The sequence below is a fragment of the Paenibacillus rigui genome (genome assembly GCF_002234615.1).
Classification (GTDB): domain Bacteria; phylum Bacillota; class Bacilli; order Paenibacillales; family NBRC-103111; genus Paenibacillus_S; species Paenibacillus_S rigui.
In genome coordinates this window covers 110592-134200 of sequence record NZ_NMQW01000020.1, presented here as the reverse complement: position 1 = coordinate 134200, position 23609 = coordinate 110592, and the positions used below count along the sequence as shown (strand labels likewise).

The 23609-nt window shown below is 49.7% G+C and carries 18 protein-coding genes and 1 pseudogene; 1 reads left to right on the top strand and 18 read right to left on the bottom strand.

Annotation, left to right across the window (positions count from 1 at the left end; genetic code table 11):
* Positions 1-24 precede the first annotated feature (24 nt).
* The 17 genes and pseudogenes from CF651_RS14830 to CF651_RS14745 form a co-directional block, all read right to left on the bottom strand.
* A complete protein-coding gene (locus CF651_RS14830; RefSeq protein WP_094015643.1) occupies positions 25-1545 on the bottom strand; it encodes a type 2 periplasmic-binding domain-containing protein in 1521 nt (506 codons plus the stop codon).
* Between the two features lie 48 nt (positions 1546-1593).
* Positions 1594-2451 carry a carbohydrate ABC transporter permease gene (locus tag CF651_RS14825; RefSeq protein WP_094015642.1) on the bottom strand — a complete coding sequence of 286 codons (858 nt, stop codon included), beginning with the start codon at positions 2449-2451 and terminating at the stop codon, positions 1594-1596.
* Between the two features lie 17 nt (positions 2452-2468).
* A pseudogene (locus CF651_RS14820) lies at positions 2469-3326 on the bottom strand (ABC transporter permease).
* 175 nt (positions 3327-3501) lie between these two features.
* Positions 3502-4260, bottom strand: coding sequence for a response regulator transcription factor (locus tag CF651_RS14815; protein WP_094015641.1), 759 nt, complete (start codon positions 4258-4260; stop codon positions 3502-3504).
* Positions 4253-5878, bottom strand: coding sequence for a sensor histidine kinase (locus tag CF651_RS14810; protein WP_094015640.1), 1626 nt, complete (start codon positions 5876-5878; stop codon positions 4253-4255). Before CF651_RS14810 ends, CF651_RS14815 begins: the two co-directional genes overlap by 8 nt.
* 478 nt (positions 5879-6356) lie before the next feature.
* Complete coding sequence (gene adhE, locus CF651_RS14805) at positions 6357-8972, bottom strand: bifunctional acetaldehyde-CoA/alcohol dehydrogenase (protein ID WP_094015639.1); 2616 nt, start codon at positions 8970-8972, stop codon at positions 6357-6359.
* A gap of 157 nt (positions 8973-9129) precedes the next feature.
* Positions 9130-9903 (bottom strand): formate/nitrite transporter family protein, encoded by a 774-nt coding sequence (locus CF651_RS14800; RefSeq protein WP_094015638.1) that lies wholly within the window; start codon positions 9901-9903, stop codon positions 9130-9132.
* Between the two features lie 57 nt (positions 9904-9960).
* Positions 9961-10479, bottom strand: a complete 519-nt coding sequence (locus CF651_RS14795) for a hemerythrin domain-containing protein (protein WP_245855915.1) — start codon at positions 10477-10479, stop codon at positions 9961-9963.
* Positions 10480-10631: 152 nt separating this feature from the next.
* Positions 10632-11909: a class II aldolase/adducin family protein gene (locus CF651_RS14790; RefSeq protein WP_094015637.1), complete on the bottom strand. Its 1278-nt coding sequence runs from the start codon at positions 11907-11909 to the stop codon at positions 10632-10634.
* 49 nt (positions 11910-11958) lie between these two features.
* Entirely contained in the window at positions 11959-13230 is a 1272-nt protein-coding gene (locus CF651_RS14785; RefSeq protein WP_094015636.1) for a methyl-accepting chemotaxis protein, read from the bottom strand.
* Positions 13231-13277: 47 nt separating this feature from the next.
* Positions 13278-13988, bottom strand: coding sequence for a Crp/Fnr family transcriptional regulator (locus CF651_RS14780; protein WP_094015635.1), 711 nt, complete (start codon positions 13986-13988; stop codon positions 13278-13280).
* Between the two features lie 217 nt (positions 13989-14205).
* On the bottom strand, positions 14206-14736 hold the full coding sequence (locus tag CF651_RS14775; protein ID WP_094015634.1) for a hemerythrin domain-containing protein: 531 nt from the start codon (positions 14734-14736) through the stop codon (positions 14206-14208).
* A gap of 25 nt (positions 14737-14761) precedes the next feature.
* Positions 14762-15523 carry a pyruvate formate-lyase-activating protein gene (gene pflA, locus CF651_RS14770; protein ID WP_094015633.1) on the bottom strand — a complete coding sequence of 254 codons (762 nt, stop codon included), beginning with the start codon at positions 15521-15523 and terminating at the stop codon, positions 14762-14764.
* 30 nt (positions 15524-15553) lie between these two features.
* Complete coding sequence (gene pflB, locus CF651_RS14765) at positions 15554-17824, bottom strand: formate C-acetyltransferase (protein ID WP_094015632.1); 2271 nt, start codon at positions 17822-17824, stop codon at positions 15554-15556.
* Positions 17825-17920: 96 nt separating this feature from the next.
* Positions 17921-18547, bottom strand: a complete 627-nt coding sequence (gene mobA, locus CF651_RS14760; protein WP_094015631.1) for a molybdenum cofactor guanylyltransferase — start codon at positions 18545-18547, stop codon at positions 17921-17923.
* 255 nt (positions 18548-18802) lie between these two features.
* The gene (locus CF651_RS14755) at positions 18803-19723 is read right to left on the bottom strand and encodes an N-acetylmuramoyl-L-alanine amidase family protein (RefSeq protein WP_094015630.1); all 921 of its coding nucleotides are present in this window, start codon (positions 19721-19723) and stop codon (positions 18803-18805) included.
* Positions 19724-19954: 231 nt separating this feature from the next.
* Positions 19955-20902 (bottom strand): tyrosine-type recombinase/integrase, encoded by a 948-nt coding sequence (locus CF651_RS14745; RefSeq protein ID WP_245855914.1) that lies wholly within the window; start codon positions 20900-20902, stop codon positions 19955-19957.
* 218 nt (positions 20903-21120) lie between these two features.
* Here CF651_RS14745 and CF651_RS14740 point away from each other — a divergent pair, with 218 nt between their 5' ends.
* The gene (locus CF651_RS14740; RefSeq protein WP_094015628.1) at positions 21121-21414 is read left to right on the top strand and encodes a DUF3817 domain-containing protein; all 294 of its coding nucleotides are present in this window, start codon (positions 21121-21123) and stop codon (positions 21412-21414) included.
* 80 nt (positions 21415-21494) lie between these two features.
* On the opposite strand, the gene CF651_RS14735 is transcribed toward CF651_RS14740, so the two are convergent.
* Positions 21495-23471, bottom strand: a complete 1977-nt coding sequence (locus CF651_RS14735) for an ATP-dependent DNA helicase (RefSeq protein ID WP_094015657.1) — start codon at positions 23469-23471, stop codon at positions 21495-21497.
* Positions 23472-23609 lie beyond the last annotated feature (138 nt).

The following is a 23609-nucleotide window of genomic DNA, read 5'->3' as shown; positions in this document are numbered from 1 at the left end:
CGTGTCAGCCTCCCATGTATGATTTTACTTTTTCACCTTCGCAGCAGCGGCTGCATACTCTTCCGCAACCTTGTCGCCTCCGGCTTTTTTATACTTCTCGATTTCCTGCATCCAACCGTTTTCATCGATTTTTCCCATAATAAATTTGACCTTGGCATCGATCAAAATTTGCTGCAGCTCCGCCCCTTTTGTCGCCCACGTGTTAGAGATCAGCACCATCGTCGGATCCTTTACAGCAAAAGCTTCATTTTCCTTCTCAACATCAAGCGCTTTTTTTGAAAGAGGGTCTAAATCCCCTTGAGTTCGAATCCCCGACAGCGGGGCCGTGACTAACGGCTTGTTGTAAGGAAAACCAACTTCGTTATCATACAGCTCTTGGTTGCTGCGAACCGCCTTACCGTCTTTTATCTCATAATGTTTACCTTGAATCCCCCATTCAAGTAAGTCCACCATATCCTTTTGTGCCAGCTTGTCAAAAAACGAGAGCAATCTTTTTAACTCTGCCTCCGTCTTCACAGCGGATTTAGGAAACATTAAGATCCCGTTCGAGCCGCGATCCGCTTGCACCCTTTTACCGACGGGACCTTCCACCGCACTGAAGAAATCGAGTCTTGCCTTGGGATTCGCTGCCTGCAGGCGAGTCTGGAACGCAAGCACATTATTGGTGGTAGCACTCATCATGCCCGCTTTTCCACTATTGAAATCGCCTTCATATTTTCCCCGGTCAACCGAGGCAAAGTCCTTATTGATTAAGCCTTCGCTATATAACTTTCGTAGAAACTTCAAGCTCTCCAGATATTGCGGCGTTTCCTCCGCCTTCACAAACTTCCCGTTCTGTTCCCCCCAGTTGTTCGGCGCACCGAACATCAGTCCGAAATCGGGACTGAGCGAGCCGTTGTTAATCATAGACGTAAACCCGATCGTATCCTTCTGACCGTTCTGGTCCGGATCCTTCTCAGCGAAAGCTTTAAGCACGTTGTATAAATCATCGGCAGTCTTCGGTTCCTTCAGATTCAAATTTTGCAGCCAATCGTGCCGGTAGACGAAGGTGTAGCGGGAAACCGGGCGGAATCTCGGGATCCCATACAATTTTCCGTCAATCGATACATTTTCATATACTAAGGAAGGCATCGAGGACAGATTTTTATATTCCTTGACCAACGATGTAATATCCCAGAAGGCGCCTCCCTGTGCAGCACCAATCAGATACGATTGATTTGGCGTCCCGCAGCTGGCAACAACCTGAGGCATTTCGCCGGAGGCAATCATCACAGGCAGCTTGCTGCAAAAATCGTTACTGGAAATCAGAGTCAAATCCAGATTCGTGTTCGTATACTTCTCAATCGCCTTCTCGACTTCGTTATCCTTCTTCGGTACTTCTTTCCCGTCAAAGTTCAGCATCATCTTGATGTTCAGCGGTTGCCCGGCATCTTTGGACTCGGCTGGAACCTCGTTTGGTTTGGAATTGCATGCAGCAAGCAGAGAGCCGGCGAGGGTAACGATTGCAATACTGGCTCCGACGGTTTTCATTGTTTTGATATCCATAGCATAGCCTCCTAATGAAATGAGTTAGTCATTGATCACGTAACAATTCTAGCCTTTAACCGAGCCGAGAAGCGCACCTTTGGCAAAATGCTTCTGCAGGAACGGATATACGATCATAATAGGAATCGTAGAGACGACGATGACCGCCATTTTGACACCTTGGCCGTAATACGCAACACTTTCCCCCGCATTCCCGGAATCGCCCAGTCCTCCTGAAGCCAATACGACAATTTGCCTCAAGATCACCTGTACCGGCCATAATTCCGGCTTGTTCACATACAGAATGGCACTGAAATATTGATTCCAGATGCCTACGGCGTAAAATAACCCGAAGGCAGCCAGTGCCGGGAGTGATAACGGGAGTACAATGCGAATCAGGACGATCATATCGTGTGCTCCATCCATTTTGGCGGATTCGATAAGTTCATGTGGTACACTTGTAAAAAAGTCCCGCAGCACAATGAGATAGAAAGCGCTGATTAATCCGGGAATGATAAGCGACCAGGTCGTATCCAGCATGTTCAGAGCCTTTACTACAAAGTAAGTCGGGATCAAGCCCCCCTGAAACAGCATCGTAAACAGGACCATGAGCAGAACGCCGCTGCGCCCCGGCAAGTATTTATAGGATAAGGAATAGGCCATTAAAGCCGTTGCCAGCAGGCTGAGCGCGGTACCGATCAGGGTGATATAGACCGAAACCCCGATGCTGCGGATCAATGTGCTAGTTGAGAAAATATACTTATAGGTATCCAAAGTAAATTGTGTCGGCCACACGGTATTTTGCGCAGAGAATGAAGTTACAACCACATACACGAACGGTAAAAACATGGACAGACCCACAAGTCCCAGAACTATTCCATTCAAGACGTCGAATAACCGGTTTAACGGTGTCGTATGGGTAGGCATCGAGACCTTCTCCTTTCTTAATAAATTCCTTCTTCACCAAACAGCTTTGCCAGCTTATTGGCCAGCATAACGAGGATGAGGCCCACAATTGATTTGAACAATCCCACTGCAGTACTGTAGCTGAACTGTCCTTGCTGCAAACCGACGCGATATACGTACGTATCGAAGACTTCACCTGCTTCCCGGTTCACAGCGTTCAGCATAAGAAAGATTTGCTCAAAGCCAAGATCCAAGAAGCTGCCGATCCGTAAAATAAACAAGATGACGATGACACTACGGATTGAGGGGAGCGTAATATGCCAAAGCTGCTGGAACCGATTAGCTCCGTCCATGCGTGCCGCCTCATACAGCTGTACATTAACCCCGGCTAATGCAGCCAGAAAAATAATCGTTCCCCAGCCAGCGTCCTTCCAGATTAACTGTAGCACCAGCAATGGCCGCAGCCACTCCACACTGGTTAGAAATTCGATCGGCTCCCCGCCCGTTACCCGGGTGATAAGCTCATTCATGAGCCCGCCTTCGGTTGTCAAAAGCACGTAGCTGATCCCCGCAATAACGACCCAGGACAAAAAATGCGGTACATATACGAGCGTCTGCACGAGTCGCTTATACGCCTCACTTCGAATTTCATTCAACACCAGCGCGAGCACGATTGTAATCGGGAAAAAAATAACGGTATTGTACAATCCAATCAGCAGGGTGTTGCGGAACAGCTGCCAAAACTCGGGCATTCCGAAGAAGCGCTCGAAATGCTCTAATCAGACCCATGGACTCTTCATCAGTCCCAAATAGGGCTGATAATTTTTGAAAGCCATCATCAGTCCCCACAGTGGGACATATTTGAACAGGATGAAATAGAGCAAGCCCGGCAGCATGAAAGCATACAGCCAGCGATATTTCCACAAGCCTTTGATCCTGCGGCAGGTTTCCACCTTAGCAGAGGTGCTGCTGGTATAAACATTGACGGAGCTCATCAGGCGTAACCTCCTCACGCAACTTAGTTTAATATTTGAACTTTGTGTTTAAAAAAAGGGGGACACCATCGAATCTCTATAAGGATTGGGAGGTTCGATAGCTCCCTGGCGTTTGGCCAACGTATTTTTTAAACATTTTATAAAAATGACGCGGACTGTCAAAACCTACAGTCTTGGATATTTGCTCCATCGGCATGAAAGGCATATGAATGAGCAGCGACTTGGCTTTCTCAATCCGGATCGTTTGTAAGAAATGAATAAAGGTCATGCCCGTTTCCCGCTTCAGCAGGCTGCAAACATAATTGGGATGGAGCTCCAGGTGGGCAGCGACCTCTTCAAGGGACACGTCACGCATAAAATTGTTTTGGACAAAATTTTTGAATTTTTTAATATTCTCATTGATATCCTCAGGTACATCGGCTTTGGAAGCCCTTGCAGGAAGCACCTGGTTTCCCTGGTGCTCTTCGATGATTTCGAGTGTCAGCTTGGATAATAATGCAGACAGCTCCTGCGGATCAATCGGCTTTAATAAATATTCCGCCACATTCAATCGCAGCGCTTGCCGGGCATACTCGAACAAATCGTAGCCAGTCAGAATCGCAAACCGCCGCACCTGCTTCAGCTGCGCCTCGCGAATGAGCTCAAGCCCGTTCATTCCAGGCATTTGGATGTCAGTGATCAGCAGGTCAGGCCGAAACGTATCCATCAGAGAGAGTGCTTCTATCGAATCGGATACCCCGATGATTTCAGTAAACAGAGTATCCTCCCTACGGACCAGATGCTCAATTCCTTTTAAGATGACAGCTTCATCGTCAACAATCATCAGCTTAAGCACTCTGCTCCCCCCTTCTCTTTACCAGCTTGATCTCAATGACTGTACCTTGTCCTTCATGGCTTGTAATCATCATACCGGAATGTCCGCCGAAAAAAGCCTTGATACGTTCATTCACATTGTACAGTCCGATGCCTCCGGAGAACGGAATTTGCTCCTGTGGAAGCTTGCCGGCAAGTACGTCTTGGATAATGGTAAGCCGTTGTTCATCCATACCGGCTCCATTATCAGACAACCGGATGACGACCTCATGAGCATGGTCCCACAAATCCAGGCTGATCTTGCCCTTGCCCCTTATTTTCTCGATGCCGTGCAATAGGCTATTCTCCACGAGCGGCTGCAAAATAAACCGTGGACAGCGCAGCTCCATCGCATGGGCACCGTGAACGTTCATGACCATCTCAAGACGCTCTCCCATTCTGGAAAGATGAATATCCACGTAGTCCTGGACATGCTCCAGCTCTTCAAACAGCGTCGTTTCATCCTTCGTTTTCGACAAGCTGTACCTTAACAGCTTCCCTAGTTTAAGCCCGATATCCGCGACCTCATCGTCACCCTTCATTAAGGCCAGCATGCGCATGGTTTCAAGCGTATTATATAAAAAGTGAGGCTTAATTTGAGCCTGCAGCATTTTGATCTCCGCTTCCTGTTTCAGCTGCTCTGTTTGAGTCACCGCATGGGTTAGCTCTTCTACACGATGCATCATGGCATTGTAATTCGTGATGAGAAACCCGATTTCATCAGACTCGCTCGTGTCCGGATAATAGGCATGCCTGGGATCGACCACCCGCTTCATATGTCTGGAAAAGCGGATAATCCGCATGGCAAAAGAGGACGCCATCATGAAATAAAGAGCTGACAGAAGAAGCAGCAGCAATAACCCGACTGCGACGGACCATCCGATTTCTTTTCGAATATTAAGTGCCTCATCCGTTGGACTGATCTCCAGCATGACCAAATTCCAATGCTTAATCTTTGCAGCGTTGACAAGATACGAGTGCTTCTTCATATAAAAGGTCTTGACGCCCGAATCCGGGACGGCCGCAAAAATCAGTTCCAAATCCGTATCATTCAGAATCGGCTCGGTATCTTGAAATATAACCCGTTTATTATCGTCGAGCACAATATGCCATACGTCGCCCTTGCTTTGCAGCGTTTGAAAAAACTGTTTTATTAACCCGTCATTTAACGTTAATTGAAACAGACCCAATTCTCTAGTAAAGCTGTCGTTATACATTTTGTGGATATAACGGATCGTTGGAAGCTTGGTTACGGCAGTGCCGGGCTCAAAGGTCCACATTCCCTTACTGGGCGGCAGCTTTTTGACATCATCCTCGTGCCCCGGATCTGCATAATGATCGATATCCTCTATTTCGGCGGATACAATAGGCACCTCGGGGTTATTCTTATACACAGTAATCTTGTCCAGAAGCTGGTTTCCAATATAGGCATACGTGAAGGTAGGACTGATTTCTTTCTTGTAGTTGTACGCCATCTCCAAATCGTTAGCGTATAACCCGCTCAAATACTCCGTCAGCTTCACATTGTTCTGAAACAGCGCGTAAAGCGATTCCATCTTGGTCAGCTCAATTTCCAAATTACGGTACGATCGCTCCATCATTTGGTTGGTGCCTACCCGGTATTGTTCCAGGACGTTGGTAAAAGCTGATTTATAAATATAGAGCCTAGCAGCGCAAACGGAACACAAATTAAGAGGACATAGCCGACAATTAATTTGGGTACGATCCGCATGCTGCGGAGCCGGAGTACGAGACGGTTTCCTATTTTTCCCATGGCAAACCCCTTCACCTGCAAGTATAGTTTGCTCTCATTATATCACGTCCTTTGTATTCGGTTTCATGGATCGTCCCGCTAGAAGTGAGCGCTTTCTTGCTGTCATGCCTTCATTATAAAACCGCTTTCTTTTTTTCGATACGGATCATATGTAAGCTGTCATGTGACCATTCTTAAGATCCAAATGCAGCTTGGGAGCAGCATACAAAAAAACCTGTGGAACTCAAAGTCCCACAGGCTTGTGTAAAGAAATGCTTCGTTTTGTGCGTGGCGCGGATCAAAGGATCAGCCCGCTGCTGCCGCCTTTACTCGAACTTGCCATAAAATGCTTTGCGGTACAACTCCGCAAGCTCCGTTACCAGCGGCATTCTTGGATTGGCTGTCGTACATTGGTCTTCAAAGGCCCGGTCGGCCAGCTCGTCGACACGGCTCTCAAACTGCTTCGGATCGATTCCGAGCTCCGAGAACGATGCGGGAATCTGAAGGGCTTGATTCAGCTTGCGAATCGCCTCAATCAAGCTGTTCACGCCTTCCTCCGTCGTCCTCGCAGGGAGTCCCAGGATGCGGGCGATCTCAGCGTAACGCTGGTCCGCCACAAAGTGGCCGTATTTCGGAAATGAAGCGAACTTGGTCGGCTTCTGTGCGTTATAACGGATAACGTGCGGCATCAGAATCGCATTCGTCCGACCGTGCGCGGTGTGATATTCGCCTCCCCACTTATGTGCCAGGCTGTGGTTAATGCCCAGAAATGCATTGGCGAAGGCCATGCCTGCGATGGTCGATGCATTGTGAATTTTTTCCCTAGCTAACGGGTCGCCCGTAGCCCATGATTTTTCGAGATATTGAAACACCAGCTGAATCGCTTTGATGGCTAAGCCATCCGTGTAATCGTTCGCCATGACGGACACGTAAGCTTCGATCGCATGGGTCAATACATCCATCCCGGTATCGGCTACCGCTGTTTTCGGTAAGCTGTATACATAATCCGGGTCGATGATTGCGACATCCGGAGTCAGCTCATAATCCGCAAGCGGATACTTCGTATTGCCCTCCCTCTTATCTGTAATGACGGCAAAGGAGGTCACCTCCGAGCCGGTACCGGAAGTTGTCGGAATCGCAACAAATTTCGCTTTACGTCCTAGACGCGGATATTTGTAAACCCGCTTCCGGATATCCATAAACTTCTGCTTCAAGGACTGGAAGCTCGTCTCCGGATATTCGTAGAACAACCACATCGCCTTGGCCGCGTCCATTGGGGAACCGCCACCCAAAGCAATGATGCAGTCCGGCTGAAAGCTATCCATGAGCTGCGTGCCGCGTTCCACCGTATCGACGGACGGATCGGGCTCTACATCCGAGAACACCTCGATATAAACAGGCGTTTGACGTTTACGCAAGTAATATTCAATGCGCTCGACATAGCCAAGCTTCACCATCATGGGGTCCGTAATAATCAGCACGCGGGAAATATCCGGCATTTTCTCAAGATATTGCGTTGAGCCTTTCTCGAAATATACTTTCGGCGGAATCTTGAACCACTGCATATTCACAGTGCGGTAAGCGACGCGTTTGATGTTCAGCAGGTTCACCGCCGTTACATTGGATGTGGTGGAATTATGTCCGTAGGAGCCGCAGCCCAATGTCAATGAAGGCAAATTCGTATTATAAATATCTCCAATCGCTCCATGCGTCGAAGGGGCATTGACGATGACCCGACCGGTTTGAAGCGCAGCCGCAAACTCCGCAATGACTTGATCGTCCTTGGAATGAATGACCGAGGAATGCCCCATCCCGCCATAAGCTGTCACTTCCGCAGCGCGGCTGATACCTTGTGCCGCATTTTTCACTTTATAGCAGGCCAGCACCGGACTCAGCTTCTCGGCTGACAGCGGGTAGGCCTCACCTACGCCTGCTAGCTCTGCTACGAGAATCTTCGTATCCTTCGGTACCTGAAGGCCGGCCATCTCGGCAATCTTCGAAGCGGGCTGACCCACGATCACAGCATTGACCGCACACTTCTCAGGGTTAATGACCAATTTGGACACCGCTTCGGTTTCTTCTTTATTAAGGAAATAGCAGCCCATTTCACTCATCAGCTGCTTGGTCTGAGCATAGACCGGCTCTTCGATGATAACCGCCTGTTCGGAAGCGCAAATCATGCCGTTATCGAAGGTTTTGGATAAGATCAAATCCGTGACAGCTTGCTGCAGGTCCGCTGTTTTCTCGATAAAGCAAGGAACATTGCCCGGTCCCACACCCAAAGCTGGCTTGCCGGTGCTGTACGCAGCCTTTACCATCGAAGAGCCGCCGGTTGCAAGAACTAAGGCTACGTCCGGGTGGTTCATCAGCAAAGCGGTTGCTTCCAGAGATGGATGCTCAATCCATTGAATGCAGCCTTCGGGCGCACCTGCCTTTACAGCTGCCTCCATGACTGTACGCGCGGCGGCTTCGCTGCATCGCTGAGCGGAGGGGTGGAAAGCGAAAATAATCGGATTCCGGGTCTTCATGGCGATCAAGGCCTTGAACATCGTCGTAGAGGTCGGATTTGTGACCGGCGTCACACCGGCAACGATCCCTACAGGCTCCGCTACCTTCTGATAATTTTCATACACGTTATTTTCAATGACGCCAACCGTCTTGTCGTATTTAATGCTGTGGTAAATGTATTCGGAAGCGAACAAATTTTTCGTAATTTTATCCTCATATACTCCGCGTCCCGTCTCCTCGACGGCCAGCTTGGCAAGAGGCATATGCCGGTCTAATCCCGCCAATGCCATCTGCTGAACAATAGCGTCCACCTGTTCCTGGTTCAGCTGCATGAATGCCTGCAATGCCTTTTTTGCCTTATCCACCAACCGGTTAACTTCTTCCTGTGCGGGCGTCCCACCCGCAGTTTCCAATTTCACTTCTTTGACAGCCATATTGTCCGCCTCCATATCTCCGATTCTTTTTGTTACTGGTAAACAATTCTTTATTTGGAATAAGAAGCATTCCTTTATGAGTTCAGATTACACTTTCCACTGCCGGGTGTAAGTGCGGTTTATCACACCTTGATGTCATTTTTCTCCAGAGCAGGGCTTAGTGAAGCTCCTTACGGTAAGCAAGCCGGTAGATGCCTGCGACAAACATACTGCCGCCAACGGCATTGCCCAGAAAAACGGGGATAAAATTGGTTGCGTATTGTGCCCAAGTCGCTTGTCCCGCAAAAATCGCTGCAGGGATCAGAAACATGTTGGCCACCACGTGCTGAAAGCCGAGGGCCACAAACGCCATCGTGGGAAACCAGACAGCCAGGACTAGCCCGCCGCCATCCTCCGAGCCGTATGCCATCCACACTGCCAACGATACAAGCCAATTGCAGCCTATCCCCGAGATGAAGGCTTCCACAAAATCTTCTCCCAGCTTCGCATGGGTTAAAGCAAGCATCTGGGTCAAATAAGGCTCATGCTCCGTCATACCGCCCAAGTGGCCGAACACGTAAGCGACAAACAGCGCCCCGGCAAAATTGCTTATCGTGATGACAATCCAGTTTAATGCGATTCGCCAATAAGGCGCCCTGCCGGCAAAGCAAGCGAAAGGTACGGCCATCATGTTGCCGGTTAGCAGCTCTCCCCCTGCAACGAGGCAGAGGATTAAGCCTAAAGGAAACACGGCTGCGCCCATAAATCCTCTAAAGCCCGCCCATTCGGGAGGCAATCCACCGCTGATGCGGATGGATAATAGAAAGCCTAAAGCGATAAACGCTCCGGCAGCAAACCCTAGCGGAAGCTGGGTAGCAAGCGGCATGCCGGCTTTTTTCAGTCCTGCTTGCAGAGTACGGCGGGCAATTTCGTTCGGTTTGGCAAAGCCCATGGGGCCTCCCCCCTTTTTTCTCAACTTGTCAGCTTCTCCCTTAATCTGCAAAGCAGCTTAATAACCATAGGCATTTGAGCGATCTGCCATCGCAGTAATAATTTCCTGCTCCTTGCGGAAATGATGGTTCAGAATAGGATAGGCTTGAAGCAAATAGGATGCCATCAGCCGGGCTTCCTCACGAAATACAGGCTTCACGATCCCGTCAACCGCTTCGAGGAAGGCATGAATAAATTGCTCGGCCAGCTCATGCTCTTGCTCCATCAAGGTAAATTGCTCCAGCTCCTCATTGAAGTACCAGGCAATCATCGGAAACATGATCTCCTCCTCCCATGTCGAATGGGCTTCCAGCTCTTTTTGAAACGATGCCGCCTTCCGTTTTACTTCCCGAAGCGCCTCCACCCAATTCACAATATCCTCATCCCGGCCGATGGCTTCCGCGGCCTCGTATAATTCGGTCAAGCCCTCCTGCAGCAAAGTGTGTTCGTCTTCAAGCTTTTGAACCGCTTCATTCAATTCATACAAAGGGTGACCGATCGATTTAAACAGTGTGTTCATAGGAATGTGTTGGTTCATAGGGGATCCCTCCAGTTGGATAAGGCTTGCTGCCTCTCTATGATGCAAGTATAAAGGATCATGCACCACTTTCATGTGAAATTAATCACAATCGAAGAAAAAAAACGAGACGCTCCTTCCAGAGTCGTCCCGCTCTTCACTATTCCCTTCTGCTACAGCTTAAAGGCGACATCAATTTCCTTAATCTTCGTTGCATCCATCGAAACAATATCCCCCAGCGATCTGGTGGAAATTACGGCCTTGGCGCTATATTCCGCTACCTCCAGCCGGTCAAAGGCGTTTAGCAGGCTGTTGCCTGTAGCAATCACACAATCGTTCTCCACAATGGCGATAGGTGTCTCTTTGGTAAATCCTTCGGCTGTTGTTTCCGGTGTCAGAACGGCTGCACCATAAGGCAGCTTCGGTATATTTCTTAATAAAATATAGCTTTCCGGAATCGTTTTGGAATCAAACGAGCATTCGGTCACCGCAAACGCCATAATGTTGGGTGGGTGGGCAATAATAATGGATTCGACATGCGGCTGCTTGGCATAGATGAATTCGTGCAAGCGGACAGAACGGCTCGGTGTCTTGCCCGCTTCCTTACGACCATGCTCGATCCGGACCAGATCCTCCGGCGATATATATTTCCGGTCCTTATCAAATGGGGTAATTACGAAAGAGTCCTTATCGATTCTTTGGGAGAACGTGCCTTGGGTGCTCGTAAACAGCTTCTGGTCATAAGCCCGCTGGATGAATTTGCACATCTCCGCCCGGATGCCTCTCTCCTTCGTGCTGTACCCTTCTGGAATGAACTCGTCCATCAGGGCATTGGGCTTCGCGGTGAGCCTCTCCGGAGTGAGCGATACCGGATGGCCGATTCGCTTCGCTTTGATTTCCAGCCTCGCACAAAACTCAAGCGTTTCGAATGCTTTGAAGGCTTCGAATAAATCGGTTCCCCCGATAACTACCCCATGGTTTTCCAGCATGACCGTTGTCGCGCCCTGCTCGAATACGGACGCAATATTTTCACCCAGCTGTGTACTGCCAGGGAGCGCATATTCCGCCATTCCCACTTCGCCGCAGATGAGATGATCATTTGGAAGCAAGTGCAGATTCGGTATTTTTCTTACAATGCTGAAGGCTACAAGCGCAGGCGGATGGGCATGAACTACAGCCTTGATGTCCGGTCGTTTTCGATAAATCAGCTCGTGGAAAGGGTATTCGCTCGATGGCTTGTGATTGCCTATAATTTGCCCGTCCGGCTTGACGCAAACCATATCGTTCCGGTTTAGCGACCCCTTATCGACTCCGGCAGGCGTGATCCAAATATCTCCGTTCTCGTCCAAAATAGAGAGATTCCCTCCGGAAGTCGTGGTCATGCCATACCCATAAATTCGTTCCATGATCATCAAGATTTGATCGGCAGGATGTACAAGCTCAAATTGCATAACGACACCTCCTGATTTGGTTAGCCTTCGCTATTCACTATAAATTCCATTACGTACGAAATACGGTCGTCTTCTCCATCAATACATCGGACTGATGCTGCAGCATTTCGGAGGAGGATGCGATCTCCTGCATGACAGCACTTTGCTCCTGCGTTGAATCAGCTGCCTGACGTGCAGATTGTAAAATATCGTGCGAAATGTTATCAATAATCCGCTGCTTCTGTTCGGCCTGCTGAATAATCTCTGTTTGCTGCTCAATGGTTTGAACGATTCGCCAGACCGCCCCTTCCGTCTCACGAGCGCTGCTGCTTATCGCTTGAAGAGCTTGTTCCGTCTGCTCCCCCTTGGACGCCTCGCGGTGCATGACCTCTCCTTGCTGCATCAGCCGTTCTACCACATCAGCCACTTTTCCTTGAACCTGCCCAATGAGCTGATCGATGTCCTGTACGGATCTCGAGCTTTGCTCGGCCAGCTTTCGGATTTCCAGGGCGACAACAGAGAACCCGCGCCCCTCTTCACCTGCTCTGGCCGCTTCGATGCTGGCATTCAACGCAAGCAGATGCGTTTGAGCGGCAATTTCACCTACCAACTGGGTAACCGTCCCAATTTCCTTTGCAAAAGCCTCCAGCTGGGCTGCGACCTCGATGGTCTCCCCGCCCGACTCGGATAATTTGAGCATGTTATGTACCAAGGAGCGGACAATTTGACTGCTTTCCTCAATGGTTCTGACCATTTGCGAGGAGCTCGAACGGGTTTGTTCCGCCTGTTCGCTTACCTCCGTCGCGGCCTGTGTGACTTGCTCCATCGCCTGGAAGGCTTCCAGCGACTCGGCCTTCTGACGTTCCGCGCCCGAGGCTATCTGTCCTGCCAGCATAGAAATCCGCTCCGCTTGATTCGTTGCCTGAAAGATCGCATCGCTTAGAGCGGCAGAGCTTTGGCTCGCCGCGGCTGCATTCTGGGTAATGTCCTGTATGATTTTCTTCAGCTGCTCCACCATAAATCGAAACGATTTGTTCAAAATGCCGAGTTCATCCTTGGAACGGTGCTCGGAAATCGCCAGCTTCAAATTGCCGGCGGCAGCTTCATTCGCAACCGCCGTAATCAGCAGCAGCGGCTTCACGATCCAGCGTGCCATAAGCCAACCAAGCAATCCCGTCCAGAAGATCCCCATACCCAGCGTAACCGTAATAAACAACCAGTCCGGCAGGAAGCCCGCGAAGGTATCCTTGAGGACAAAAATGAAAAAGGCACTGGTGCCATAAGTTATTGCCGATACACCCGTTACGCCGATGACCATTTTCTTAATTAAACCTAACGACATTTCATAACCCCCACGCTGACAATGTACATTAAAGCGAAGCCGGACAGCTACATCCGGCAAATTTCCTTCGGACAATTTTCACAATGGCAAATATCCCGCAAATAATTCAAATCCTTCACGACAATATGGCCGTCCTGATAGTCGATAATGTCATCCTTCCTTAAGTCGCTAAGCATCCGGTTGACACTTTCCCTTGTGGCTCCGATCATATCCGCCATTTCGGAATTGTTTATTTTGAGATCGACATACGTATGCCCCTCTTTAACCTGACCGTACGAATTGCAAAGGCGAATAATCAGCGAGCAGAGCGCTCCCGGTTTGCCGTACATCATTAAATCCCGAAATTTGGTTTGCGTCAGACGGTGCATAAGCCCCATCCACTTCATAAATTCAACGGCCAGGTCGCCATGCTGCCAGAGCAGGGCTTCCAGATCTTTGCGTTGGATGATGCCGATTTTACAGTCCTCCGAAACTTCCGCACTGAACGTATGGACAGAATCCTGAAACGGATCCATCTGCCCGATCAAATCCCCCTTTTGATGGAGATACATCGTCAGACTTCTTCCGCTGTCCGAGGATTTGGTCGTCCGAACTCTTCCGCTCATGATGTAGTACAGTTTGTCAGCCGCATCCCCCTCCCAAAATAAATAAGATCCTTTTTCCGCATGCTTTATATACATGATGCTTTGCAGCTTTTCGAAGCTTTCCATAGAAATAATATTCAATATCCCGCCTGATACTTGAACCGCAGCCGCCATGTCCGCGTCCCCCTTCAAAATCAATTTCGTTATATTCATCATAGGATGAATTGGTTTTTTTTACTATCGGGAGTTACACTGATCTTTGGAGGGGGAAACTCCCTACGCCGGTGTGATCGAAACCGCAAATAGCCTGATCAACGTACGAAAAAAGCCCAGTATCCATGGATGAAAGCAGCAACCGGATACCAAGCCTTTTCCAATCAGATGACACCGATCATTGTAATGCCACACCCTGGTCTGTCCTCGTCAAGAGCTCGGCCTCCAAAGGGAGCACGGTCTCTTCCTCGGTCTGAAGATGCTCTTTCACCAAGCGGCAAGCCTGCAGCAGCTGGTCGGTCAAGCTTGAGCAGGAAGCGCGTTTTTGCTGGGTGAGGCAGGCGTCCGCTTCGTTCAGGAAATACCCGAAGAACAGGTCAGCCAGTTCATGCTCATGCTCCAGCATCCAGAGTGAAGTGGTGACATCCGGCCGATCCGGCAGCTGGAAATAAACGGATAGCTGAGGGAACAGCTCGTTATCTTCCCAATGGGCATGATGCTCGAGCTTCCGTGTCAGGCTTAACGCTTCTGTGCGGAGCTCGGACAGCTGACCGAGATATTCCGTTAACTGCGTCATCTTATTCAAGCTCTTAGCCCTGGCCTCGACTTGATGGATTGCGTCATATAAACAGTGGTGCTCACTCTTTAAACGATGGAAGGCACGGATGAGATTCGCAGCTTGAGCTTGTTTTGAGTTTATGTCGTCCATTGATCTCTTCAACTCCTGACTCACGTTAATTCGATTGATTTATGCGGATATCACGGCCGCGGGAAGAAGCGGCTATACCCGTTTGCACGATGGTCCAGGCTCGTTCCACCTCGTGCTCGGACGGTACAGGCACTCCCTCCAACGGGTACTTTTTATTCAGCTGCTGCCATTTGTAAACCCCCATGCGGTGATATGGCAGCAGCTCTACCTTTTGCACATTCTGCAGCTTGCCTATGAAGGCTCCCAGCGCATATAAATCTTCAAAGCTGTCCGTCAGGCCAGGAATCAGCACATGGCGTATCCAGACCGGCTTTCCAAGCTCAGACAATTCGTTCGCAAAGCGGTGAATCCGCTCGTTAGGCTGGCTGGTTAATGCTTCATGCTTTGCATTGTTCATCTGCTTCAAGTCCAGCAATACAAGATCGGTGGCGTCGATGAGCTCAGCCACATGCTCCGGGTCGCAAAACCCGGAGGTGTCCAGCGTCGTATGCAGCCCATAGCGCCGCTTGCATTCCTGGAACAGCTGGGCTACGAAGCCTGCTTGAAGGGTGGGCTCCCCGCCTGTGACCGTGATCCCGCCTCCGGATCTGCGGTAATATTCGAGATAAGGCTCCAGCTCCTTGACGATCTCGTCTACTGTGACCTGCTTTCCTCCAGCTGTATCCCATGTATCGGGGTTATGGCAAAATTGGCATTGCAGCGCGCAGCCCTGCATAAACAGAACGAAGCGGATGCCCGGTCCGTCCACCGTTCCGAACGTTTCTAATGAATGAATCCGGCCTTTCATGCGGGCCACGCCCCTCTCTTGTGTGTCGGTCTAGATGGCTCCGTGGAACGTGCGGTTGATCACATCAAGCTGCTGTTCCCGGGTCAATTTGATAAAGTTGACAGCGTAACCCGATACACGAATCGTCAGCTGAGGATAGTTTTCCGGATGCTCCATTGCATCCAGCAACTGCTCCCGCTCGAACACATTGACGTTCAGATGATGTCCTCCGCTCACCGAGTAGCCGTCCAGCAAGGAAACGAGGTTGTTGATTCTTACCTGCTGTTCTTTGCCCAGCGCCTTCGGAACCATCGTAAAGGTGTTGGAGATCCCATCCAGACTGTGCTCGTATGGAATTTTCGCTACCGATGCGAGCGATGCAAGTGCGCCTTTGCGGTCTCTGCCGTGCATCGGATTGGCTCCCGGTGCGAAGGGCTCCCCGGCTTTACGGCCGTCCGGCGTACTGCCGGTTTTTTTGCCGTAGACCACATTGGACGTGATGGTCAGAACCGACATCGTCGGCAGCGCTCCCCGGTAGGCTTTGTGCTTGCGCAGCTTGTTCATGAACGATTCCGCAAGCTCCACTGCCAAGCTATCGACAAGGTCATCGTTGTTGCCGTACTGCGGGTATTCTCCTTCGATCTCGAAGTCGACGGCAATCCCTTTCGCATTGCGGATCGGGCGTACTTTCGCGTATTTAATGGCGCTCAAGCTATCGGCAACGACGGACAAACCGGCGATACCGCAAGCCATCGTACGCAAAATGTCGCGGTCATGCAATGCCATCTCGATACGCTCGTAGCTGTATTTATCATGCATATAATGAATGACGTTGAGGGTGTTCATGTAGAGACGCGCGAGCCAATCCTGGACTTGCTCGAATTTCCCCTTCACCTCGGCATAATCCAGCACCTCTGAAGTGATCGGAGATAGCTGAGGCCCCACCTGAATGCCCAGCTTCTCATCCACGCCTCCGTTAATCGCATATAACAAGGCCTTGGCCAGGTTGGCCCGGGCACCGAAAAATTGCATCTGCTTTCCGATCCGCATCGCGGATACGCAGCAGGCAATGCCGTAATCATCACCGAAGTAAGGACGCATCAAATCGTCGTTCTCGTATTGAATCGAGCTGGTTTCAATGGACACCTTTGCACAATATTTCTTGAACGGCTCCGGCAGCGCCGTAGACCAAAGAATCGTTAAATTCGGCTCCGGTGCCGGACCGAGGTTGTATAGCGTATGCAGGAACCGCATGGAGCTGCGCGTAACGCGTGTTTGTCCATTCAATCCCATACCGCCGACCGATTCCGTCACCCATGTCGGATCTCCGCTGAACAGCTCGTTGTAATCCGGTGTCCGCAAAAACTTCACGATCCGCAGCTTCATCACAAAGTGGTCAATAATTTCCTGTGCTTCAGACTCCGTTAAGGTTCCTTCAGCCAAGTCACGCTCAATATAAATATCTAGGAAGCTTGAAACGCGTCCCAAGCTCATCGCCGCGCCGTTCTGCTCTTTGATCGCCGCGAGGTAAGCGAAGTACAGCCATTGAACCGCCTGCTTTGCATTGACGGCCGGTTCGGATAGATCAAAGCCGTACGATAACGCCATCCGTTTCAATTCCTCGAGACTGCGGATTTGCTCCGAGGCTTCCTCGCGTGCGCGAATCACCTCTTCGGTCATGGAATCCACTTCAAGCTGAAGAAGATCCCGCTTTTTATCCGCTATTAAACGGTTAACTCCGTAAAGAGCAACCCGCCGGTAGTCCCCGATAATCCGCCCGCGGCCATAAGCATCGGGAAGTCCGGTAATAATACCGGCCTTACGGGCTAACCGCATTTCAGTGGTGTAAGCGTCAAACACACCTTGGTTATGTGTTTTGCGGATTTCCGTAAACAGCCGCTCCATGTCGGGTGGCAGCTTGTAGCCGTAAGCCTCGCAAGCATCAACGGCCATTCGGATTCCGCCGAACGGTTGAATGGAGCGTTTCAAAGGCGCATCCGTCTGCAATCCGAAAATGGCTTCCTTCGATGCATCGATGTATCCGGGACCATGAGAATTAATAGTGGACACCGAGTTTACATCAACATCTAGAACGCCGCCTTTCTCTCTCTCTTCGCGAAGCAATGCGCTCACCTGCTGCCAAAGCTCCTTCGTCGCTTCCGTTGGTCCCGCCAGGAAAGCTTCATTCCCTTCATACGGAGAAATATTACGCTCAATAAATGAGTTCAAGTCGATTCGTTTCTGCCAGGCACCCGGTTTAAATGTACGCCAGGCATCTGTGACCTCCGGCTTGTTCCGAATATCCGATTCTTTCATAACCATAGGTAAGCACCTCCAGAAAGTGGTTGATAAGCATATATTGGTTCCACAAGCACATGTTACCTTTTTCACAAGCCAGCTGCTATGATCCACATCACACTACATGCCGTTCATATAATTCATTTTCAACGATTCATGCCAGGCGAGCAGCGCCTCATAGTCCTCCTTTGTTTTGATTGCCTTGACAAACCGGCTATCGATGCCTTTTTCCTCAAAGACCGATTCCGGGAGCTTCACCCACGACAATTGCTCCAACAAGGCCGGGAAGCTGGCTTTACCCTGCTCCACCATGCTTCCAATGACCGCCGCGCAGCTCCGATCGTATACACCGTGTAGCGGATGAGCCCTCTCCTCTATCCAAGGAATGACCGCATCCAAGCCTTCCTTCTTGCTATCCAACAGCAGCTTCGCGGCTTTGGCTGATATAAAGGGCATGCCGCAATCAGCAACCCACACATTTGTTTGCTTTGCTAATGTCAGACCTGCATGCATACCGCTAAGCGCTCCGCCTCCGGGGAAATAGTCCGTAATGACCCGTACTGCGCGATCTACCGCTTTCAAAAAAGGCATCGGGTCATTCGTAACGATAGTTATATCGCTGCAGCATTTTCTCATCTCACTGATTTGCCGTTCGATGAACGTGACATGGTCAAGAACAAGAAAGGCTTTATGAACCCCATTCATCCCCCGGTTTCGTCCCCCTGCCAAAATCAGACCGGACATCATATAAATCCCTTCCTTTCTGGTTTCTGTCGTTCAGCTGTGTCCCTTATAAATCAAGCTTGTGGTTATGTATTCATTTCACCATAATCCGTAAGCGCAGACAGTGATATGTGTCACTATCGACATAAGGAAGAAACCCATCGTTAACCGGCGGAAGCCAATCCATAAGCGACCTTTGTCTAAAATGGCAAAAAATCCTTCCTCCGGTTCCCTTAGGAGAACAGAAGAAGGATTTTTGTTGACGCTATGTACACCGGCTTAATCTTTAAAATAATCTTTGAGTCCATCCACGATAGCCGCGGCAGCTTTCATCTGATAATTTGCGGTACGAATCAATGATTCGTCTCTCGCATTCGTCAAAAACCCCAATTCTACCAAGACGGAAGGTCTATTATTCTCGCGAAGCACATGGTAATCCCCGTACGAGATTCCGTTGCTTTTTAAGTCCAGATTTTTCCGAAGCTGCGCTTCAATTTTATAAGCTAGCCCCATATCCTTGCTCTTGGAATAAAAAAAGGTCAACGTCCCGCTCACAGGCTTTGGAGAAGCATTGTAGTGAATACTTACAAAGGCATCAGCCTTTTGGGATTCGCTTATCCTTACCCGGGTAGATAGCTCAAGATTGGTACGATCATCGATTCGGGTTAAGATCACTTGAGCTCCCTCCTCCTTTAGTTTATCCATGACATAACGCGAAGTGGCTAAATTGACGGTTTTCTCGTAAGTTCCATATTTTTTGCCGATCCCCCCGGTGTCCGATCCTCCGTGCCCCGGATCAATGACGATCACTTTTCCTGCGAGAGGCCTTTCGGATTTGGAGGCGGCTGACTTGGCTGGCTTGTCCGCAGACTTCTTGTCTGTCTGAAGGGGCGCCTGACGGTCCTGAGTATCAGTGTCTGTACCTAATGTTTCTAAATAATGACCGGCCACCCAACCCGTCGTGCGGCCAGATGCAATTTTGACCCACCCATACGATTCTTCGGAAGCCGATACAATGGTGTTCCTTTTCAAGGAGCCCAGTACGGGGGAATTCAGATTGGCATCGGAGCGAATTGTCAATGAAGATGCCAAAACCCGGGCCTGTCTCGTTTCTGCCGCGTGAGCTTGCAGGGATGGGAGCCCCGGAAGGCCGGATACCACGAGAATAAGAAGGAAGAGAAGCATCATGCTTGCTTTCATGGAGTCACCTCTTGTTTCGATCTACTGGATGGGAATGGCTCCCAATCAATATATCAGGAATCCTCTAACGAAAACAGGGCATATTCTCTTAATCTATCATGTCGAAAACAGGTCATTTGTCCGAGACAAAAAACGACACGAATGGCATTTCGCGCACCCGTATCGTCCCGAAATCAGGATTTTATAATTAATCTTATTAATTATTATCCACATTAATAGAATTTACGGTCTCTATACTTGCCTTTGAATCGGAATCTTCACGCGACCCATCGCTTCAATGAGCTGTTTATTCGAAACATGCGTATAAATCTGCGTCGTTTCAATGCTTTTATGCCCAAGCAGCTCCTGGAGCGTGCGTAAATCCGTCCCGTTCCGGATCTGGTTCGTGCCGAACGAATGGCGAAGCTTATGGCTGGAAAATTTGCGGATTGCCATGTCCGGGGCGTTTCGCTTCATTTTATCAAAGGTCCGATTGGCAATATGCTGAATCATGCGGCGGGATAGCCTTCGACCGAATTGGGATACGAATAGAGCCTTCTCTTTATTCGACTTTGGAGAAATACGCTGCTCCATTACCTGCTTTACCACTTCCAGCAATTCCTCCTGAAGCGGGATGACCCTCCACTTGCGCCCCTTCCCCAGCACATTCAAATGGCCGTTCATATGAATATCCTCCACATTCAACCTATGCACTTCGCCGACCCTCAGCCCGGCATAGCCCATCAGCATCAGGATAGCCAGGTTGCGATGATAGTACTTGCCATCCGTTTCATGAATATATTGCTCCAGCTCCGATTCCTCCAAATACACGGGAATCCGGTTTTTTTCTTCCTTGGATTTCTTAACCTCGGAAGCGGGATTGCGATCCAGCAGCTGCATGTCGATCAGCGCACGGTAAAAAGCCCGGATCGCAGCCAAGGACCTGTTGCGCGCCCGGTCGCCGACGCCTCTCTGCATCATTTCGGCGATATGCTTTAAAATATCCGGCCTAGCGATCATTTCCACCTTTTTCGGATGGACGGTTGCCAAAAAGCTTTGTACATCGTCCCGGTAAGCCTGCTGTGTAGAAGCAGTCATCCCACTGGTCTTCATGGAAATCATAAACAAGTCCAGTTCCTTCTCGTATGTATCCTGAACCAGATGCTTCATCTCTGTACCCTGCATCGTATGTTTAGACATGCTTGCTCGTCCTCCTGTGTCTTTCCTAGACGTCCAACTGATTGTATCCTTGTTCATTTGACGATTATAACACAAATTGCATTAAATATTGATTTAGTGCAATTTTTTTGGCGAAGTTTGAATAGTTTCTGAACGATTTCGACAGAGCCTGTTCGAAGCTTTATTTTCCTATATAATATAGTAGAGATTGCCATTATAAAAAGGATGTGTTCCTCACCATGTTCAGAACGCCTATAGGCCGCTTGCGTGCTATCGGTATTTATGAAGGGATTTCCTTCCTCGTGCTTCTTCTCATCGCCATGCCGCTCAAATATTATGCCGACCTCCCCCAGATGGTCAAATGGGTCGGATCGCTGCATGGATTTTTGTTCGTCCTGTACCTGCTCGCCGTAGCGCATGTGACAATCGTACATCGTTGGTCCATTCTCCGGGTGCTCGCGGCTGTTGTGGCTTCGCTGCTCCCGTTCGGCACATTCGTTCTCGACTCCAGACTGCGCCGCGAGCAGAGATAACGACGATGAGAAAAAAAGGACTTCGAATGGCTCGGCCCCTTATTGGCCAAACCCTTCAAGTCCTTTTTTTGTACGTTCAGTTAAGTCACAATCGGATCAAGCTCCTCGATCGACTGCTTCCAGACGACATCGGCCGGAAGTACCTCTTTCACTTTACTGCGAATCGTGTCATGAGTATGCACACGCGAGTCCAGAATGGCAACAATCCCGCTGTCATCCTTAGACCGAATAAGCCGCCCCATCCCCTGCCGCAGCCGCAGCAGCATATACGGTAAATCCACCTGCTCGAATGGATGCTCCGCATCCTGGCGCATGGCTGAGAACACAGGGTCGTTCGGCGGGAAAGGCAGCGACCAGATAATCACGTTCATCAAAGCAGGGCCTGGTACATCCAACCCTTCCCATAAGGTATAAGCACACAGAATGCTCTGTACATCGTTCTGAAACGAGGAGATCAGATGACTGATTTCCCGATCCCCTTCATATTCCATCCGCATACCTGCATAGGCCGGATGGATAGCGGCCGCTTGCCGGAAACGAAGCATCTCTTCCCGGGAAGGGAACAATAAGAGTGCGCTCCCCTCCGTCGCACGCAATAAGCGCAGAGCCGCATCCATTTTTCCCGCGAAATCATGGTCTGCTGAAGCCTGATGGGGAACCACAACCTGCATCTGATTCGCATAGTCATAGGGGGAAGCAACGGAGAACGATAAATACGACAGGATGCCTAAATTATCTGCAATATAATCAAATGAGCCATGAACCGCTAACGTAGCTGAGGAGAATACGATAGGCATCCGCTGAGAGAACACACGTTCGGAAAGCAATTCTTTCACTTTACGCGGCATAATGACCAGCATGATCCCATCCGCTTCCTCCAGCACCCACGACACAACCTGGCTCGATTGCATAAAAATACCTAACGCGAGCTGAATCATCTCGATATGCTCTTCAACAATACGCAGCTGGTACTCATCCAGTGTGTGCAGCCCGCTCTCGAATACGAGCTCCTCTTCAATCGAAGCTAAGATAGCCTTAAACCGGAGGACGGCATGAAGCAGCTCCTCATGATGATGGATCTCTTTCCGATTCGAGCCTGGAACCGAGCGGCTGTGCCGTTCCAGCAGCAGGAATAGCAGGTCACTCTGCTCTATCACTTCCTCGATCAGGACAGCCAGCTTTTCACGAATTTCGCCTTGGAGTAATCGCGTCATAATAGATTCGAACACGTCATGCTTCAGCTTGTAGGTCAAAGCCTTCTGCGCGGCAGCTTCCAGCAAGTGCCCTTCGTCAAAAACAACGGAGCTGTGCTCCGGCAGCAAAGGCAGCTGTCCTTCACGCTTTCGCGCCTCATAGGTCCATACATGCTCCATATAAAAGTCATGGGAGCAAATGATGAGATCCGCTGATTTGCGGTAATGATCTCTCGACAAGGTCTGTCCGCAGCGATGCCGCTTGTCGCATACCAGGCAATCCTGGAATGAATCCCAGCTCACCTTGCTCCACTGCTCATCGTTCAGATGCGCATATTGGCGCCGGTCCCCGTAAGGATAGAATGACTGTAGTGCTTCCGGTAAATTCACGAACCCGGGCAGCTCGGCATAGATGTCCTGAAATAAATCCGAATCATCCTCTTGAATACGGGACGCCTCCAGCTTGTTCAAGCACAAATATTGGTCCGGAGATTTGCCTAGTCTGGCGTCAATGGTAAGTCCCAAATGCCGCGCAAGCTTCGCTACATCGCCCTCCGGCTTGACCAGCTGCTCGATTAAAGACTCATCCGCACAGGCAATAATGGCTGGTTTACGGGTATACCTCGCATAGCAAATCGCATACAGCAGATAGACCAAGGTTTTCCCCGTACCGACACCGGCCTCGGCAAAAATGGTCTGCTTGTCGGCATAAGCCCGCTCCAGCTGAAAAGCCATATAAATCTGTTCATCACGAACCTCGAACCCCGACTCGGGTAAAATCTCATAAAATACATCTGCAACCCAATCGCTTACCTGCTGAACAAAGGATTGCTTCGGTTCATATGCAAAGGGATAACGCTGCACGCCCATCCTGCCTCCTGTAATTGAACATCTCTATACTATCGTTTTCACGCCAAAACATAATTATACCATTATCACCCTCACCAATCTATCTAAATATTAATATATTAAATTGTTAATCCTATTTAATAATAATAGAAA

Coding starts and splice junctions, on each gene's coding strand:
- CF651_RS14830 (WP_094015643.1), bottom strand. CDS start 1,545: ATGGATATCAAAACAATGAAAACCGTCGGAGCCAGTATTGCAATCGTT.
- CF651_RS14785 (WP_094015636.1), bottom strand. CDS start 13,230: ATGTCGTTAGGTTTAATTAAGAAAATGGTCATCGGCGTAACGGGTGTA.
- CF651_RS14795 (WP_245855915.1), bottom strand. CDS start 10,479: ATGAACCAACACATTCCTATGAACACACTGTTTAAATCGATCGGTCAC.
- CF651_RS14810 (WP_094015640.1), bottom strand. CDS start 5,878: ATGATGGAGCGATCGTACCGTAATTTGGAAATTGAGCTGACCAAGATG.
- CF651_RS14745 (WP_245855914.1), bottom strand. CDS start 20,902: ATGTCTAAACATACGATGCAGGGTACAGAGATGAAGCATCTGGTTCAG.
- CF651_RS14790 (WP_094015637.1), bottom strand. CDS start 11,909: ATGCAATTTGAGCTTGTACATCCTGCCGATCAAATCTTGATGATCATG.
- CF651_RS14755 (WP_094015630.1), bottom strand. CDS start 19,723: ATGAAAGCAAGCATGATGCTTCTCTTCCTTCTTATTCTCGTGGTATCC.
- CF651_RS14780 (WP_094015635.1), bottom strand. CDS start 13,988: ATGGCGGCTGCGGTTCAAGTATCAGGCGGGATATTGAATATTATTTCT.
- CF651_RS14825 (WP_094015642.1), bottom strand. CDS start 2,451: ATGCCTACCCATACGACACCGTTAAACCGGTTATTCGACGTCTTGAAT.
- mobA (WP_094015631.1), bottom strand. CDS start 18,547: ATGATGTCCGGTCTGATTTTGGCAGGGGGACGAAACCGGGGGATGAAT.
- pflB (WP_094015632.1), bottom strand. CDS start 17,824: ATGGTTATGAAAGAATCGGATATTCGGAACAAGCCGGAGGTCACAGAT.
- CF651_RS14800 (WP_094015638.1), bottom strand. CDS start 9,903: ATGGGCTTTGCCAAACCGAACGAAATTGCCCGCCGTACTCTGCAAGCA.
- CF651_RS14740 (WP_094015628.1), top strand. CDS start 21,121: ATGTTCAGAACGCCTATAGGCCGCTTGCGTGCTATCGGTATTTATGAA.
- adhE (WP_094015639.1), bottom strand. CDS start 8,972: ATGGCTGTCAAAGAAGTGAAATTGGAAACTGCGGGTGGGACGCCCGCA.
- pflA (WP_094015633.1), bottom strand. CDS start 15,523: ATGAAAGGCCGGATTCATTCATTAGAAACGTTCGGAACGGTGGACGGA.
- CF651_RS14775 (WP_094015634.1), bottom strand. CDS start 14,736: ATGGACGACATAAACTCAAAACAAGCTCAAGCTGCGAATCTCATCCGT.